A 17,494-nucleotide genomic window follows, 5' to 3' on the forward strand; every position below is an offset into this window, starting at 1 on the left:
ACTTCCTTTGGGAAGTTTTTTTGCGTTCTGGGGATGAGAATCCCAACGGTTCGTCGGAGCATTTGATTCATTAAATGCTCTTATCTCGCTTCATCGAAAGGTTTGCATTTGCGCCCTCCATCGGTGACATTTTATAGTATCGATGTTCTAACGAACATAGGACACTTTATCTGACCCAAATTCAGCATCATGGAATTTTAACGAATCTTAGAGAGCTTATTTGACCATTCCCGGGGTACTAAACTCACTTATTTGCACTTAATAGCCTGATTAACGTCGCTGAGGTTCGTTAGAATCTGAACATGGCGGTTTAACCCATTATAAGACCTCCTGGGTTCGTTAGAGTTTGTCAGATCCAAGATAAACAGAGCCCCGCGTTCATGTGTGAGTTTTTTCATTTCCTTGTTCCATATTGACATAGAATGTTATGCTTGCGGAGTGGATAATGTAACAATCCATACATATTAACTTCTTAGGAAACAGGAGACTTTATCAATGTCATCTTCAATACAGCAGCACTCATCTATCCATGCCGAGAAAGAACATTCTTCGACATCGAAAAGTTTCGGCCTGTTATTAGCAGGCATTATCGTCATCGCCGCTACCATGAGGTCACCGATCACAGCAACAGGTCCCGTCGTGGAGATGATCCGCTCAGATACAGGTATTGGCCATACGATGGCCGGGCTTCTGACTTCATTGCCTTTGCTCGCCTTTGCAGCAGTTTCTCCTTTTGCACCACGTCTTGCCAAACGTTTAGGACTCGAATCTGCTCTGCTATTGGCTGTTATCATCGTAACCATTGGAGTGGCCTTACGCTTGTTGCCTTCCGTTCTCTTCTTATATACAGGAACCGCAATATTGGGATGCGGCATTGCATTAAGCAACGTGCTTTTGCCAAGTTTGATCAAACGTGATTTTCCATTGCGGGTAGGTATCGTCACCGGATTATACTCTGTATCCATGAACATATTTGGCGCCATCGCCTCAGGTGTCAGTGTGCCCGTAGCAGGAGCCACATCTATGGGTTGGCGTGCTTCGTTAGGCGTGTGGGCCTTGTTGTCCGTACTGGCGCTTCTCCTGTGGCTCCCCCAGATTGCTGCAGGACGCCAGCGGATGTTATATGTAACCTCCCAGAGCGAAGGAGCACCCGTGCGTCTAAGAACCTCTGCACTATCCTGGTTCATTACTTTATTTATGGGTCTGCAATCTCTAATATTCTATACGACGATTACCTGGCTACCCGAAATTCTTGCTGAGCAAGGTTTCAGCCCCACTTCAGCTGGGTGGATGCTCTCCTTGATGCAGATGGTTAGTGTACCAGCTACCTTTATCGTTCCGATCCTGGCTGGCCGAACGCAGAATCAGCGTGTTCTAACCACGATAACGTGTTCTTCTTTAATTGTCGGGTATGCATTATTGTTAAGTGGCACCGCTTCGCTCGTTACCATCGGCGTCACATTGGCAGGAATCGGTGCTGGAGCTTCGTTTGGACTGGTAACGATGTTCTTCGTCCTTCGCTCAAAAGATGCCAGACAAGCTGCCAGCCTGTCCGGTATGGCCCAGTCCTTCGGATATATGCTGGCGGCAGTGGGACCTCTACTGTTCGGCATGCTTCATGACTGGACAAAAGGATGGACACTTCCGTTACTAATACAGGTCATTCTGGCCATTGCTTTACTAATCGCAGGGACTCAGGCCAGCAAAAATCGAATGATCGGTTAGTCATACAATTTATTTAATAGAAAAGAACCAAATGAAACGGCCTCCATCCTGTTCATCAGGATGGAGGCCGTTTCTGCATGGAACAATTCCTTCATTAATTGAATCAGCTTAATGAGGAAAAACTTACTTCACTTTTACCTTAATCGTGTCTGTGCTGGTAACTCCGGCTGCATTAATTAACTCGGCCCGATACGTATACGTACCCGACGCTTTGCCGGACAGTTTAGTCACAGCACTTTGCGCAAGAGGTGATACCGCACGGAGTTCTTGCGTGTCGATCAACTTATCATTTTCATAGAGACGATACTCCGTCGCATTGGTGCCCCACCACAGGTTCATGGTCACCTTATAATTGCCATCGCCATCCCAGTTATCCTGAGAGAGAACTGCTTTGCCTGGCGCTGCGTTGGTGACCCGAACAGTCAACGTCTGACTCCGCGTTGTTCCCTTGTCATTTGTTAGCTCGGCCACGTACGTATATGTGCCATTGGCTTTGCCTGTGATCTTCGTCTGTGCAAACTGTGCCCAAGGCGCGTTGTAAGTCAACTTCTGCGTATCAATAAGAACCCCGTCCTCATATAACTTGTAGCTAGTCCCGTTCTCGCCCCACCACAAGTTCATGGTAACGATATACGAGCCCTCTGGCAGACCGTTGCCTACCCAGTTATTGTGAGACAATACAGGCGTACCCGGGGCTTTGGTAGCTGGAGTTTCAGGTTCAGTCTCGACAGCTTCCAACTTCAGGACCGTATTGGCTGTACCCGCCAGCCCTTGTTGATCTTTTACTGTAAGTTCAACGACATACTCTCCTGCTTCGATTCCTTCCAAAGGAAGGCTGAAGGTGCCATCAGGTTGTACTTCAAAAACACCTTCTTTTTGAATCGAACCATCTTCTTTTTTCACAACATACGTTGCTTCCAGGGAAGCTGCCGGATCAAACGTGATGTCCCATCCGCTGGCAAGCGCAGGAGCTACACGGAAGTACAAGTCTTCCACGCTACCGTTAAGGACAGCAGACTCATCCTCTTTGAACTCCAACGCTTCTGGTGCAGTTACAGCCGGAGCTGTCTTTTTCACCAAAAATGGCGAAGTGTCTTCCTTATAGGTTTTGCCGTCCGTACCAATAGTAGTGATGTCTACCGTATATAAACCATCCGGAATCTCAGTCACTTCATCGGTTGTGTAATCCGCATATGTGCCGTCCCAGGCAAGATTATATCTTGCGTTAGCATTGAAATTATAATAGTTACCGAAAATGGAACCGATATAACCATCTTGATAATATCCACCTTCCGGATTAAGACCATCAAAAATCTCAATCAGGGCGAATGTCATCGGATTGTAGAATTCCATCGCTACATTAAGCGTATCCAACGTACCATCAGCCTTCAATGGATAGTGGAAAGGATTTTTTTCAGTCCCTTTTACGGTTTCAATATATTTAACTCCACTCAACGTAACGTTGAAATGAGCAACATATGGCACAGTAAAAGTATTGGTTCCATTCGAGAACTCAATGTATCCTTGTGCTTCTGTAGTCGCAGTAACCCCGCGTGGAACAGTGATTGTCACTGCAAGTTCTTCCTCACCATTCAGTGTGAAGGAACTCTTGTCTACCGCAACGGATACACCAGCAACATTACGAGTTGGATTCACATTTACGGTGTAATCCCCTCCACTGCCATTCAGCGCTTCAACTTTAATTGTTTTGGTAATCGTCTTTTCATCTGTGCTCAGGAAATTACCGTAGTTGATGCTTCCGGTGATATTTTCCTTTTCAACAACAGAACCACTTTCTGTGTATTGAGTTACATCAAGCACTTTGACAAAAGCCGCAGGATCGATGGTGTTCACAGCCTGAATACGGCCAGCACCTTGATCAAATACATCAAACTTCGTCGTATCCAGCACTTTACTATTGTTCATCAGCGCAACTTTGATATCAAATGGCGTCCAGTCCGGATGCTTCTCGATCAGCAACGCAATCAAGCCTGCTACATGAGGTGTAGCCATACTTGTACCTGATTTACGATCATAAGCCTGTGCGTAATCTGCATCTGGCTCATCCTTGCCGTAGGCAGGAATCGTAGACAGAATGCTTGTACCTGGTGCAACTATATCCGGTTTGATGTCCAGTGTTACCTTCGCAGGACCACGTGAACTGGATGAATTCATTTCATCACCCGGCGTTTGGCTGCGTTCAAAATCACTAAAGCTCACTTCAACGGCTTGGCCTGCGTCCAACTCAGCCTTGATAACATCCCCATCTTCCTTGGACATGCTCAGGGTTGGAATGAGTTCAAAGTTATCGCCCAGACTTACACCGATTGGGCCCGGAATATTGTTATATACAATTACAGCCACGGCTCCGGCCGCTTTAGCATTAGCGATTTTCTCTACAAATGCGAGTTCACCACGCTGTATCAATGCCACTTTACCTGTAAAATCCTTACCTTCAAAATCAGTTGGCTTACCCAGTGCTGCAAATTCAAGGTCATATTTTCCTGTCAAAACAGTTTCAGGATCTGCTGACAAGCTCCATCCCATCAGATCCAGACGGTAAACCGACTCTGTAACAGCCAGTGGGGCTTCAGTTGGAGCAATTATAAGCTCTTCTTCCACAGGAGCAGCTTCAGGAGAAGCTTCAACCGGTGCAGATGGCGTAATTGCTTCTGTTGCATCTTTTTCTACATTCGGAACTTCAGTGTCGACAGGCGTTTCAGCTGTAATTCCATCTTGTTCTGATCCAGCAACTAAAGTTTCATCAGAAACCGCATCCTCCACAGCTGCTGCACTATCTTCAGTAGCAGTTGCAGGTACACCTTGCTCTGAACCTTCAGGCTCTTCTGTTCCAGGTGCCGTCCCCAGTTCAGGAGATGGTTCAACCTCTGGCACCGGTTGTTGTTCAGGCAGAGCCTCTTCGCCTTCCTCGCCAATCCAGAAGTGAGTATCCGCTGTAATAAGCTGGCTAGGTCCTGTAGAGTTACCTACCGTAATAGCCATTGCAGACGCACCTGGAGAACCGAGTGTATAACGGTTGGGTCCACTGTTACCACTTGCCACAACCGCTGTCACGCCAGACAGCATGGCATTGTTAAGGGCAACCGAAGTGATATAACTCGGGTCGTTCGCGGCGTTACCTAACGAGAGGTTGATTACGTCCATGCCATCTTGAACAGAACGATCAATTCCGCCGAGTACCCATGAGGTTTGACCACTACCATACGGGCCAAGTACACGGTAAGCATAGATATCCGCTTCAGGAGCAACACCAACAATGCCGTAGTCCCCCGCTTCGCGAGCAGCAACGGTACCCGCTACGTGCGTACCGTGAGATGTGTAATAGGGGCTTCCAAGCTCGTTAAGCTCAGGCTCGCCCGATCCTTTCCATTCTTGATATGTTGTTTCATACGGGTCATTGTCGTTACCAACAAAGTCCCATCCACCTTTGTAAGCTTCCTGCAAATTCGGGTGTTCATAGTCAATCCCGGTATCGATGACTCCCACTTTGATGCCATTTCCTTTGTACCCCAGATCCCATACTTCAGGTGCACCAATAAAAGGGGCTGTGTCTTTCATGTACGGGTTCACTTCATCTGTCTCGGGCGCTATTGTAACTTCAAGGTCAGGATATACGCTGACCACGCCAGGTATTTGAAGCAATTGTCCTACTTGGTTTCCTTTAAGCTCAATCGCTACACCATTCAGGGCATATGCATATTCTTCCAATACTTCATGTTTGATTTTCTTCTGAGTGAGGCTATGTACAAATGACTGTTGTTGTTGCTCAACTTGAGTCACAGCCTTTGTTTCCATAGAGGAGGTAAAAGATTTTCCAGAGAGGGTTGATTCACCTTGCGCTACGGCAACAGGTTTATTGGAAAGCTCAACGATCACTCGGGTGTTCTCTCCACCCAGGCCTTCCAAGCTTTTATCCAAAAATGGATCTGCGGCAAGTTTTGCCTCTCGCCCTGCAAGAATCTCTCTCCATTGTTTCGCTTCGGCTGTACTTGGTATGTTCTCAAGCTGAATTGCTAAATCTGCGGGAGCGGCTCCAGCCGCGGGGAGAATAATGGAAAAGACCATCAGAACACTTAATAACGTGGATATCAATCGTTTACTCAAGGCTTAGCCCCTCCTTTTAATGTAACTACCTCACCAAATGATGGGTTCCTGCTGTTTGTGCGTACTGCAATACACACTCCAATTTCACCACCTATCTGCAAGAAGTTTGACCCTTGGTAAATTATTCTATCAAAATACCACATTTCCCTTCTAAATACTTACAAATATGATATAGAAATTACTTATATGGGTCTTGAGTATGATAAAAATATCCATTTGTAATTATTTGTCGTTTGAATATTTCATTTTTAAAATAACACATCAAAAAAAAGACCAAGAACCTCTTTATCCGAAAGGGATTCCTGGTATATCGGTGAAGTTCTCTAGTGTACAAAACATAAAATCAATTCGGTTAACATCGATAAAAATTGCTACAGTTCACAAAATTATACTTTATTCTGGTTTCATGGCTTCAATACGCAGACGCTTATAATCGGCATACAGAGCATCATCTTTCCAAAGGCGAGGCATCACGATCTGACTGGTTTCCTTGCATATTTGTTGTATCTCTTCATGACTGAGACCCTCAAAATAGTCCCCTCCAAAATGGGTCAACCAGCCTACTATACCTTGCTCACCATCTTCCAATCTGGTAGGACGGTCATAGTGATAGGCATGACGCACCACAAAGCCACGTTGCTCTAAAATATGGCTATATTCTCCGATCGAAGGAAAATACCAGGGATTGCGTTCTGAAGCACGAATGCCTGTGTTTCGCTCCATAACCTCCTCTAATGCATTCACAATGGACTGCACATTCCCTTTACCACCAAATTCTGCGACAAAACGCCCTCCGGGCTTCAAAGATTTCCATATACTATCCACCACTAATCGCGGGCTTCGCATCCAGTGCAGGGCTGCATTGGAGAAGACGGCATCATACAGTCTATTCGTCTCAAATTGATGACCGTCTCCTTCCACGAACTCAAGTTCAGGGAATTTCTCTCTCGCACGGCGAATCATGTCTGGCGATGCATCCATGCCAATAACTTCAGCTCCGGCCAGAAAAATTTCATACGTCAAATCCCCCGTCCCGCACCCCAGATCAAGAATGTATTCCCCTTTTTGGGGTTGAAGCCAAAAGATCAGGTTTTTGCCATATCCGGAGACAAAAGCCAGTTTGTTGTCGTACTCATCTGCTTGCCATTGATTTAATGATTTCATGGATACCACCATCGCTTCCGTTATTGATATCCTCATTGTGGCATAGAATTGTTTATTCTTTAAATATATAAATTCTATATCGTTTATAGGTATAACCAATAAAACAATTTTACCTTGAACGCAAAAAAACTTCCCAAAGGAAGTTTTCTTTTTTACGTCCCAGGAGGGATACTCTCCTTCCAGTCGAGACTGCGAAGTAGCGCTAACGAAGCGGATGCTCCGACGAACCATTGGGGGTTCTCTTCCCCCTGAACGCAAAACAAGAAGCTTCCCGAAGGAAACTTCTTGTTTTTTACGTCCCAGGAGGGATTCGAACCCCCGACCGACGCCTTAGAAGGGCGTTGCTCTATCCAGCTGAGCTACTGAGACAAATATGTATAATAAATTTTCGGCGCGGTTCTTATTATACTCTGATTTCTATATTTTTCAATACTTTTATAAAAAAATTAATAATTATATTTTAAATACGGATTTAAAGGCATCCCTCGTAATCAAAAGCGGAACTTTTGAACAACCTCTATAAATGTACTTTAACGTATTATTGTAATATTTTCATACTCCAAGCCCTTCGAGAATATGATAGCTTGAACCAGGTTATATTGAGTAGATTGGGGCATTAGAGTAAGATTAACATCAGACATGTTCAATGTCAGAAATGCTGGGTAATCTTTTGCATACATACATTTCAATGATTATTGAAGGAGAGAATTGTCATGAGACAACTTTTATCAGCCCTATCCTACTTTAGTATTTTCTTTGCTCCATTCCTGTTTCCGATCATTATATGGATTGTTGCCAAGGATGATTACATTGAGGGACATGCAAAACGCGCCTTATTCTCACATGTATTCCCGTTTCTCGCTGCCATTCCGTTATTTTATTTCTTCGTGACTGCGCATAGTCTGGGGTCCGCTGTCGGGTTTGTCATTCTATTCTTTGTGATCTACGGATTAAGCTTTGTGTACAATGTGGTCAAAGGAATTCAAGTGTTGCGCGAGTATGCCTGATCACATCTCCACCTGGACTGACCATCGCATAACAAACCCCGCCGTTCAACAACGGCGGGGTTTTCCAGTTACGGATGCAGTCATAGCAATTTGCTCCCTGTCTACGTATAGCTTAACATTGAACTCTATCTCGCTAAAACCACAGTTATTGCTTGAGCCTTACCTGTTAAGCCTGACCGATCAGATACCGCTGAAGTGTTGGGCCAAGCAAACCAAAGGCAAACAACTCACTTTGAAACCGAGCCTTATCTTCTTCAACTGTCATACCTTCGCTGTTCTCAAATGCGGTTTCTGTCGCCTCTTCAAACGCGGTATGCATATTATTGTTATACCAGTCGATCGCTGAATCCGAGTGATTGCGTACAATCCGAACAACTTCCAGCGAATTACCGGGTTGAGTAGAGGCCACGTATACAAGTAATGACGGATCTCCGGCATTTCCAGGCTGCACTTCCACTTCCGCACAAGATAATCCGTCTACCTCGGTTAATCTGCGTATTTTGGCATCTTGAATAGCATACATTCGTTATCGCGCTCCTTTTTTTCTTGTGCTTATCATGTACTTTGTTCTATCTGGTATCGTGTCTCTGGTGTGCCTAATCGGTAAATCTCCCGATAGACCTGTTGTAATACCGTTTCATACGCCCGGTTTACGTACTCCTCCGGTGTATCTGGCCAGGGAAATACCATGCCAGGAAAGGCTTCTTCCTCCTTTTCCTGCATGAGGTTAAGCAGTCCCAGTAAATGCTCCGCTTCCTGCGGCGTTGCCTTAATGATCCATTCATACGATGTTACCGACGGATCCGGAATAACGGAGCGGCCCATGACAGACACATAATACTTCTTACTGTCCATTGCATGTTCTCTCCTTCACAGGCATGTTGGCCGTTGTCCCTAGAACTAGTTTCCGAAGAGGACAGACATTTTATGCCTGCTTTCGGCATATATTTGTTACGACCTCTGACGAAAAAGACAACATTTGCAGGTTGCCAGTAATTAAGCAGCCATACGGATGAATGACTCGACCAAGAAAGGATGAACTAACCATGTGCGGTATTACCGGCTTCATACAGTGGAATCGGGATTTGACCCAGGAATCAGAGCTGCTGGTCCGTATGACGGATAGCTTGTCGAACCGGGGACCCGACGCTTCAGGTACATGGATCTCCAATCCTTGTGCCTTTGGACATCGGCGTCTTAGTGTAATGGACCCCGAAAACGGCGCACAGCCCATGCATGCGTTACAAGGAGATACCTCCTATACCGTCGTGTATAACGGAGAACTATACAATGCACCCGAGTTGAAAAAGGAATTGCTCCAGCGAGGGCATCAGTTCCGCACACAATGTGATACGGAAGTGTTGCTCGCCTCTTATATTGAGTGGGGACCGGCATGTGTAGACCGTTTTAACGGTATTTTTGCTTTTGCCATATGGGATGGGGGACGTGAACAGGTTTTTATCGCACGAGATCGCCTTGGTGTGAAACCTCTGTTCTACAGTAATGTCAAGGACACACTCGTATTTGGATCAGAGCCCAAAGCTCTGCTCATTCACCCGGATGTGGAAGCCGCTGTTGGCCCGGAAGGATTGGCCGAAGTGTTTATCGTAGGGCCTGCACGGACACCAGGACACGGCGTATACTCTTCACTTAGCGAACTCAAGCCTGCGCACGCGCTGATCTATAACCGAAACGGGATCCGAACCTATGCCTACTGGAAACTGGAAAGCCAGAACCACGAACATAACCTGGAAGAGACGGCAGCCGAGGTGCGAACACTCCTGCAAGACACACTGGAGCGCCAGTTGGCTTCGGATGTTCCGGTATGCTCTCTTTTATCGGGAGGACTGGACTCTAGTGCCTTGTCTGCATTAGCCGTGGATTATTATAACCGGACCGGGCAAGGCCAAGTCAGTACGTATTCGGTCGATTATGTGGATAATGCAAAGCATTTTCAGGCACATTCCTTTCAGCCGGGTGCAGATGGTCCCTGGATTAAGCGAATGGTGGATGAACTCAAGACTGACCATCACTGGATTGAGATCGAGAACGGAGAACTGGTTCATGCACTGACACAGGCCATGCTAGTAAGGGATCTGCCAGGTATGGCAGATGTAGACTCCTCACTCTATTTGTTCTGTAAAGAAATCAAAAAAGGAGCCACCGTTGCCATTTCAGGCGAAGCAGCGGATGAAGTGTTTGGCGGTTACCCCTGGTTCCATCGAGAAGATATGCTGAACTCCGGTACGTTTCCATGGTCTGTAGCGCCTGATATGCGAGCAGCGCTATTATCCCCGGATATTCGGGAATGGATTCGGCCACTCGATTATTTGGCAGACCGCTATTCGGATGCAGTGGCTGAAGTGCCTCTGTTGGATGGGGAAACAGGTAAAGCTGCACAAATGCGGGTGATGTCCTACCTGAACATTACACGTTTCATGCCTACACTTCTGGATCGCAAAGACCGGATGAGTATGGGGGCAGGATTGGAAGTACGGGTACCTTACTGTGACCATCGTCTGATCCAGTATGTGTTTAACATCCCTTGGGAAATGAAAATAACGGGTGGACGGGAAAAAGGTATTCTGCGTAAAGCACTCGAAGGTGTCCTGCCTGATGATGTGTTATATCGCAAAAAGAGTCCATACCCGAAAACACATAATCCGCAATATCTGGCCGCTGTCAAACAACAGGTACTCGATATCCTGGATGATCCCACATCACCTATTTTACCTTTGATCGACAAAGCTCAGATCCGCAATCTTGCGTCTTCACCGGATGCAGCTTCCAATCTTCCCTGGTTCGGGCAGCTCATGTCAGGTCCCCAGCTATTTGCTTATCTGACTCAGATCAACACCTGGTTACGGACATATAAAGTCGCTATTCGTTAAGATCATGTTATGCATTGATTCAGCATGATGAATTAATTAAGGGTGCCCAAACAGTAACTACTGTGTTTGGACACCCTTTTATTACTTTTTTATAAGAATCTCTGTACGTATGCGCTCGTTCTTCATTCCACTCATTTCATTTTATTGCACTTTGAAACGACTGACGGTCTGTTGCAATTGTTCTGCCATCAAGGAGAGATCATTGGCTGCGGAAGCGATCTCCTGCATCGCAGACAACTGCTCCTCTGAAGATGCACTCACTTCTTCTGTTCCAGCGGCCCCAGTTTCGGTCACTTCCATGATTGTTTTCATAGACCTATTAATCTGCTCTACACCTGCTGACATTTGCTCAATTGAAGCGGAGACTTCCTGTGTTTGCCCCGCTACGCCCCCAACCGCCTCACGGATTTCATCAAATGTGGCTCCCGCTTGGTGAACAAGTGTAATCCCTTCTTGAACCTCTGCGGATACAACCACCATAGATTCAGCAGCATTTCGCATTCCCTTCTCAATTGACGCCACCAATGGAACAATTTGATTAGCAGAAAGCGCAGACTGCTCAGACAGCTTCCGAACCTCGGTAGCAACAACCTGAAACCCTCTTCCCTGTTCGCCAGCTCGTGCAGCCTCAATAGCGGCATTAAGGGATAGGAGATTCGTCTGTGCTGATATTTCCGAGATGCTGTCCACCATTTTCACAATATCCTGAGAGTGTCTGCTCAGTTCCTGGATCACGACCGACAGATTCGACACCGTCCCTTGTATAGAATTCATTTGACCTATCACAGACTGAACTGACTCGCTACCCGATATTGTTTTTACGGAGACTTTGGCAGCTTCTTCAGACATATGGAGTGTATTCTCCGTAACTTGCTGAAAACCTGTCGTTAACTGATTCATCGTCTGGAATCCATCACTCGCCATTCGAACCTGTGTATCCATACCTGTTGCAATCTCACCCATTGTGATGGCCACTTGCTCTGTGGCGGTTGCTGTCTGTTCGGTGCTTGCCGTCAACTCCTCTGAAGAGGCAGCTACCCGTTCTGCACTGTCTCCTACCTGATGAATGAGTGTACGCAAATTTGCAGACATGATGTTAAAGGCTTGGGCGAGATCACCAATTTCATCCTTGTTACGGACCACAATAGGCTTACCAGTCAGATCTCCGTCTGCAATCCGGCTCGCGGATTGGGCAACAGCAGCAACAGGTAAGGATATCATTCTGCCAATGACATACGCCACAAGTGCCCCGATTAGAAGAGAAGCCACTCCAATAATTACAATCCACCTAAGGACCTGCACAATCTGAAGATTAGCCCCCACAACGCCTGAGTTCATGGCATCTTGTTGATGTGTTTCCATAACTTCCACAATGCCTTCAAATTCAGAGATCAGACTTGGGGCTGTATCCTTCAGTAATCTTGAGATTTCACTGTTATTCCCCTGTCTTGTCAATGTCATAATCTGCTGCGCAAGTTCATAATATTGGCTCATCGCTTCATCTGATCGTGAAAGGTAATCTTTCATCTTTGAACTTGAAACTGTTGATTTTAATTCTTCATTTAACGCTATGTAATCTTCATAAGCTTTATTAAATGCCTGTTCGTTCTCTGCACTGTCTTCCAGAATATAATTTCTCAAAGCAATCTGCTGTGATTTGAGATCAATCGACATATTTTTAATGAGTAATAGTTTGCTTGTTCTATCACCAATTAATTCTGTATACGTTTTCTCAACGGCTATAAACTGCGTATATGTTATAACCGTTATTGCCACCAATAATAACAGCACAGATGAGAAACCCATAAGTAATTTACGGCTAATTGAGATTTTTTTCATGTGTACTCCCCCGAAAGTTCAGATAACGTGCATGATACTTCCTACATCCACCCTCCTTTCAATCAAATAGGGACTTTAGACCTGGGTCAAAAAATATAATTCGAGATTATACGTACAAATACTATTTATAACAGGGTCTTTTTTCCTATTCATACTAACCCAAAAAGTATGAAATTTGAATCACAAACTTAAAAAAATATTTTTCAAAAGTTGTCAAGACCTTTTTAATAAAGAACACAAACACTAACTCTGGTCGGGTAAAACCAAAAAAACACCTTCCAGAAGGCAAGTTCAAACCAAAGGTCTGATCCTGCCTAACTAAAAGATGCGTTTTAAGTTACGCTGATATGTGGTTCAGAAACGGATAAACCTATTCTAGCTCCCCAGTGGAATAGCTAAATATGAAATGCCAGTCAACGAATCATGACCGGATTACGTTCAAGCAGCCCGCTACCAAACGTTTCCCTGAACGGGGAATCCTCCATATGGATATAACCGATGTAACAACCACATTTTTTCATGCGACAAGGCCGATCAGTGGCCAAAGCCTGCAAACCATCGCGATAAAGATGCCCAATGATCCGGCGATCCTTATAACACCGCTTCACGTGCCCTGACCCCTGTACATAAAATACTTCCGACCCGGCAGCACATCGTTTACCCAAGCTCTCATAATCCTGCAGATTACCTTCAAAAAGCGGATCAAGCCCACGTAAAAACTGAATCTCTTCCGGCGTGTAATACTTGGGCCGATCTTTGAAGGCATTTACCCACATATACACATCATCCGGCAAAGCCTGTCTCATGGACTCAATTGCGGGGAAAGCACTACGGAGTCCGACAGTACCTACACTAAAAGCAAGTCCCATCTGACGCAAGGTCAGACATTGTTTGACAAAAGAAGCCTCTTTGGTCTCACGAGGATGATACGTCGCCCAAAAGGCTGCTTTATTTGTATCCAGCTCCCTCGCCCAATCCAGTTTGACGGACAGGTTGGTTTGAATTGCAACTTTATCCACATGTGGCATATGTGACAGCTCAACCATCGCTTCCCGGTACCAATGACGCACCAAAGCTTCACCGTAGGGATTGAAGAAAATCGAAAATTGATGCCCGGCACTCTCTTGCTCCCTCACCCAATCCACAAATTGACGCAATTGTTGTTCATCCACTTCCAACGTCTCTTTGGAATCCACGGTTTTGCTAAAAGGGCAATATGGACAGTCGTAATTACAGGAAGACAACTTCCCCCGATAATACAAAGTCGCTCTCATGAGAAAACAAACCCTTCCATCTGTTCACGGATTTCGGCAGATATAAGCCAATCTCCAATCGCATCAGAATAACCGAGTCCTTCTTCTGTCAGACGCAGTACCTGCTTGCCCTCATCGATCTCCAGCTTCGCCATGCCCTCTGTCAACAGTTCAGCCAACCAGGCATAGTCGGACATCACATCGGTACCAAAGCGCTCATGGTAGTCAGACAATGTCAATCCCTCGCGATGCAGCAAGGCTTTCAGAATAAAACGGCGTCTCTGTTCCTCACGACTTAACACGATACCATAATCCGCCACATCGTAGCGCTCAGTTGCCACATAATCGGCAATGATACTCTGTGTAGCCTTGTAACTCACGCCGTACTTGGAAGCATAATGTACCTCGCTCGTATAAGAGCGTGCGCCACATCCCAGACCAACCATGCCTTCCTCCTGACAGCTATAAGGCAGAAGCACTTTGGAGGACGATTGTTCCTTGGCAAATCTGCGCATCGAATACTGTACATACCCTTTACTTTTTAAAGTCTCACGTGCAGCTATATACAGCTCCATCCGAATGTCGGGTCCCTGACGGCGAATATCATCAGGCTTCACGATTGTATTTTCCCGTGTATACAAGGGATAGATAAAGATTTCGCCCGGTTCGTAAGCCAGCACTCTTTCCAGTGAATATATCCACGATTCGACCGTTTGCCCTGGCAAACCATAGATCAGATCCAGATTTAACAATGGGAAGTCATACCGAGTAAGCTTCTCAAGCGCCCGTTCGACCTCCTGCGGTTTTTGTGGACGATAGATGGCAGATGCTTCAGCTTCAATAAAACTCTGGATGCCCATACTAATACGATCCACACTTCGTTCCTTCATGATGCCCAGTTTGGCTTCCGTAACGGTATCCGGCGACGTTTCCACCGAAATCGATGCTTGTTCAGGGTCCAGCCCCATCACATGTTCAGCAATATCAAACAGACGGTTCAACTGAACTTCATTCAATAATGTAGGCGTTCCTCCACCAATCGCGAACCGCGAATACGGCCTTCGAGATGTAATGGGTGCCCACTGCTTCGCCTGACGTTCCAGCGCATCCACATAGCGTTCATGCGTATCATCCCGTCGATCCGGCAGGGTGAACAAATTACAGAATCCGCAACGAGCAGCGCAAAAGGGAATGTGCATATACAAAAAATACGTATCGGTATTTTCTCGTTCCCACAGTGGCCCCAACGGCAGTGGTGGGTCAAGCTCCCGATAGGCGGTCTTGTGCGGGTACGAGTATAAGTAAGAACGATAAGGGAATGCCAGTACTTCTCTGAGGCTTGTAGCTATATCGGATCCGGACTGTCTGGAATGGCCTGTTGTTGTATGTTGTACATGTTTGTCCATCGGTTTCCTCCTGTCTCCGGTTGTTGTCCTCATAAGATCAATACATTCTATACTAAAAATTCGCGGTAAGGCACCGTCCAGACGACATCATGCGCGAGCCGGTGTCCTTGATATCCGTCTTCACCGTAAGCTGTACCATGATCGGAAAAAGCTAAACAAAAGGTAGGCCGGGCGCGTCTCCTCATCGCCTCGAACAATGGCCCAAGAGCCTCGTCTACATATCGAAGTGCAGCTCTCTGGGTCTCCACCGAGTCCTCCTTGGCTCCTTCTACAAAGTAACGATTGGGGCCATGAATGGCAGACACGTTCAAAAACATAAATATCTTTTCATCCGGCGGCGTCTGTTCAAGCAGCTTTAATGCATGCTGTACCTGATGCTCTGTTGATTTGGGGTTGGTTACCCCAAAATTCATTCGCCAGTAACTCTGTTGGAAATAGCCAGGCAATACTTTTGCAAGCGGGTTTTTTTTCGTAAAAAAGATGACGCCGCCAATACAGATGGTACGGTATCCTTCAGCAGCGAATCCGGATACGATATCCGGTGTATCAAACAGCCAGGTGTGCGGATGTGTCTTGAGCCCAGTATTCCGGGAATGAAATAGCCGTACATGAGATGCCTTGTCCGTATTGGCAGGTGTCGGCATAAAACCACCAAAAAAAGCGTGGTGCGCCGCATATGTAAAACTGCCAGGGGTATGACGTTTCTCCCACGGACCCGAACCGCACAGATTAGGGCAATTCGCCTCTTCCAGCTTGGCTACGTCATATCGTAACGTATCCAGCGTAATCATTAACAGATCATGGGAGCCCACGATGGTGTTCATATCAGGCATGTTGAATAGGCTCCTTTCGTAAAAGTTCCATTTCCCACTCATAAGTTCCGAGGCCATAATGCTCAACCCTGTATAACAGATCTCCAAACGGATTCACATCCAGCACATAGGCACGCGGATTCGAACCACTCGTAAGCATCACATCAATCCCGGCTGACCACGAGTTGGGAAATGCAGACATGGCTGCTTGCGCCGCCGACCGAACCAGCGACATCCCCTGTTCATCCAGCCCTGCTTCAGCAGGCAGCATACGTTCATTGCGCAGATGCAGATTGGTTATAGGGGTACGACTTAGTCGCATAATCGCATGACCTGCCTGTCCACCCGCAATCAGTTGCCGAATATCATAGGCCCGTTGATCAAGCGTGGCTTTTGGCATCCATCGTTCAATCTGTGCACCTTCTGCACATAACCAGTTCATCAGCGTAGCAATCTCTCCACTGCGGGTATATTTGCGTAGACGTCCTTCATTGAAAAAAATCGTCTTGCCCTGTCTCTGTTCCATTCCCATCGTTGTTACAGCAATTTCATCACACGTTCGGGGATTGACTTGATAGGCAACAACTCCTGAAGCCCCGGAGCCGCACGCAAGCTTCACAAACACACGATGCATCTCGGCAACCTTCATTGAGCTACGCAGGTCCATATAATTGCAGATTGGCTGCGAAGATTGAAGCGCCGGAGGTACATCAACTCCATGTGAAGACAGATGCTGCTGACATGTTCTCTTGTCAAACATCAATTGGATATCGGCGGGATCATTCATAAATCGGCCTTCAGGCCATATTTCACGAATCTCACGGCCGATTCGGTCCAGACATGCTTTCCAGCCGCGGAACCACTGAGCGGGAGCGTAGATCCTTCCCCACTCCTGTTCCAGCGCAAGTACCTGCTCTGCGGAGAATGCTTCTGCACCCATTTCACCTGTTAAGGCTGACGTATCGTTCATCGCTCCAAGGAGCAACAATTCACACTCTACTTCCCAGTCCTCACCAGGAGCATCAATGCGAATCAGGGGTACAGGCAGCTTGAAATCTACTGTATCAGCGATCGTTCGTCCCTGTCTCCAGTTCTGGAGCAATTGGGCATACGGCAGTACAACGGCAGGTTTCAAACCTAATCTATGCCTGGCCTCTTGCATCCCTTGCGTTCGTCGGTTACCAGGGTTTCCGATCAATAAAAAGGGCTGATCTTGCGTTAGATCAGGTACATCTATTGGTTGATGCAGGCTTTCATTCATTTCCGTAACAC

The 17,494-nt window shown here is 46.4% G+C and carries 12 protein-coding genes and 1 tRNA gene; 3 read left to right on the top strand and 10 right to left on the bottom strand.

Annotated features, from left to right (window positions below):
• Positions 1–495 precede the first annotated feature (495 nt).
• Positions 496–1,725 carry a CynX/NimT family MFS transporter gene (locus ABTV53_RS22255; RefSeq protein ID WP_433746554.1) on the top strand — a complete coding sequence of 410 codons (1,230 nt, stop codon included), beginning with the start codon at positions 496–498 and terminating at the stop codon, positions 1,723–1,725.
• 123 nt (positions 1,726–1,848) lie between these two features.
• On the opposite strand, the gene ABTV53_RS22260 is transcribed toward ABTV53_RS22255, so the two are convergent.
• The 3 genes from ABTV53_RS22260 to ABTV53_RS22270 all read right to left on the bottom strand — a co-directional run bounded on the left by ABTV53_RS22260 (position 1,849) and on the right by ABTV53_RS22270 (position 7,383).
• Complete coding sequence (locus tag ABTV53_RS22260; protein ID WP_433746557.1) at positions 1,849–5,850, bottom strand: S8 family serine peptidase; 4,002 nt, start codon at positions 5,848–5,850, stop codon at positions 1,849–1,851.
• 393 nt (positions 5,851–6,243) lie between these two features.
• Positions 6,244–7,014: a class I SAM-dependent methyltransferase gene (locus tag ABTV53_RS22265; RefSeq protein ID WP_433746560.1), complete on the bottom strand. Its 771-nt coding sequence runs from the start codon at positions 7,012–7,014 to the stop codon at positions 6,244–6,246.
• 295 nt (positions 7,015–7,309) lie between these two features.
• Positions 7,310–7,383: transfer RNA gene (locus ABTV53_RS22270), tRNA-Arg, on the bottom strand.
• 344 nt (positions 7,384–7,727) lie between these two features.
• On the opposite strand from ABTV53_RS22270, the gene ABTV53_RS22275 reads away from it, so the two are divergent.
• Positions 7,728–8,021 (top strand): DUF4870 domain-containing protein, encoded by a 294-nt coding sequence (locus ABTV53_RS22275; RefSeq protein ID WP_017692583.1) that lies wholly within the window; start codon positions 7,728–7,730, stop codon positions 8,019–8,021.
• Between the two features lie 166 nt (positions 8,022–8,187).
• On the opposite strand, the gene ABTV53_RS22280 is transcribed toward ABTV53_RS22275, so the two are convergent.
• Both ABTV53_RS22280 and ABTV53_RS22285 read right to left on the bottom strand, forming a co-directional pair.
• On the bottom strand, positions 8,188–8,544 hold the full coding sequence (locus ABTV53_RS22280) for a hypothetical protein (RefSeq protein WP_133387111.1): 357 nt from the start codon (positions 8,542–8,544) through the stop codon (positions 8,188–8,190).
• Positions 8,545–8,576: 32 nt separating this feature from the next.
• A complete protein-coding gene (locus tag ABTV53_RS22285) occupies positions 8,577–8,876 on the bottom strand; it encodes a hypothetical protein (RefSeq protein WP_433746564.1) in 300 nt (99 codons plus the stop codon).
• A gap of 191 nt (positions 8,877–9,067) precedes the next feature.
• Here ABTV53_RS22285 and asnB point away from each other — a divergent pair, with 191 nt between their 5' ends.
• The gene (asnB, locus tag ABTV53_RS22290; protein ID WP_433754320.1) at positions 9,068–10,912 is read left to right on the top strand and encodes an asparagine synthase (glutamine-hydrolyzing); all 1,845 of its coding nucleotides are present in this window, start codon (positions 9,068–9,070) and stop codon (positions 10,910–10,912) included.
• Positions 10,913–11,053: 141 nt separating this feature from the next.
• On the opposite strand, the gene ABTV53_RS22295 is transcribed toward asnB, so the two are convergent.
• The 5 genes from ABTV53_RS22295 to ABTV53_RS22315 all read right to left on the bottom strand — a co-directional run bounded on the left by ABTV53_RS22295 (position 11,054) and on the right by ABTV53_RS22315 (position 17,483).
• A complete protein-coding gene (locus ABTV53_RS22295) occupies positions 11,054–12,751 on the bottom strand; it encodes a methyl-accepting chemotaxis protein (protein WP_433746566.1) in 1,698 nt (565 codons plus the stop codon).
• A gap of 413 nt (positions 12,752–13,164) precedes the next feature.
• Positions 13,165–14,025 carry an STM4011 family radical SAM protein gene (locus ABTV53_RS22300; protein WP_433746569.1) on the bottom strand — a complete coding sequence of 287 codons (861 nt, stop codon included), beginning with the start codon at positions 14,023–14,025 and terminating at the stop codon, positions 13,165–13,167.
• Complete coding sequence (locus ABTV53_RS22305; RefSeq protein ID WP_433746572.1) at positions 14,022–15,410, bottom strand: STM4012 family radical SAM protein; 1,389 nt, start codon at positions 15,408–15,410, stop codon at positions 14,022–14,024. The genes ABTV53_RS22300 and ABTV53_RS22305 overlap by 4 nt, the downstream gene beginning before the upstream one ends.
• A 47-nt stretch (positions 15,411–15,457) precedes the next feature.
• Positions 15,458–16,243 carry an STM4013/SEN3800 family hydrolase gene (locus ABTV53_RS22310; RefSeq protein ID WP_433746575.1) on the bottom strand — a complete coding sequence of 262 codons (786 nt, stop codon included), beginning with the start codon at positions 16,241–16,243 and terminating at the stop codon, positions 15,458–15,460.
• Positions 16,236–17,483 (bottom strand): STM4014 family protein, encoded by a 1,248-nt coding sequence (locus ABTV53_RS22315; protein ID WP_433746578.1) that lies wholly within the window; start codon positions 17,481–17,483, stop codon positions 16,236–16,238. The genes ABTV53_RS22310 and ABTV53_RS22315 overlap by 8 nt, the downstream gene beginning before the upstream one ends.
• Positions 17,484–17,494 lie beyond the last annotated feature (11 nt).

Source organism: Paenibacillus amylolyticus (assembly GCF_050990605.1).
GTDB lineage: Bacteria > Bacillota > Bacilli > Paenibacillales > Paenibacillaceae > Paenibacillus > Paenibacillus amylolyticus_H.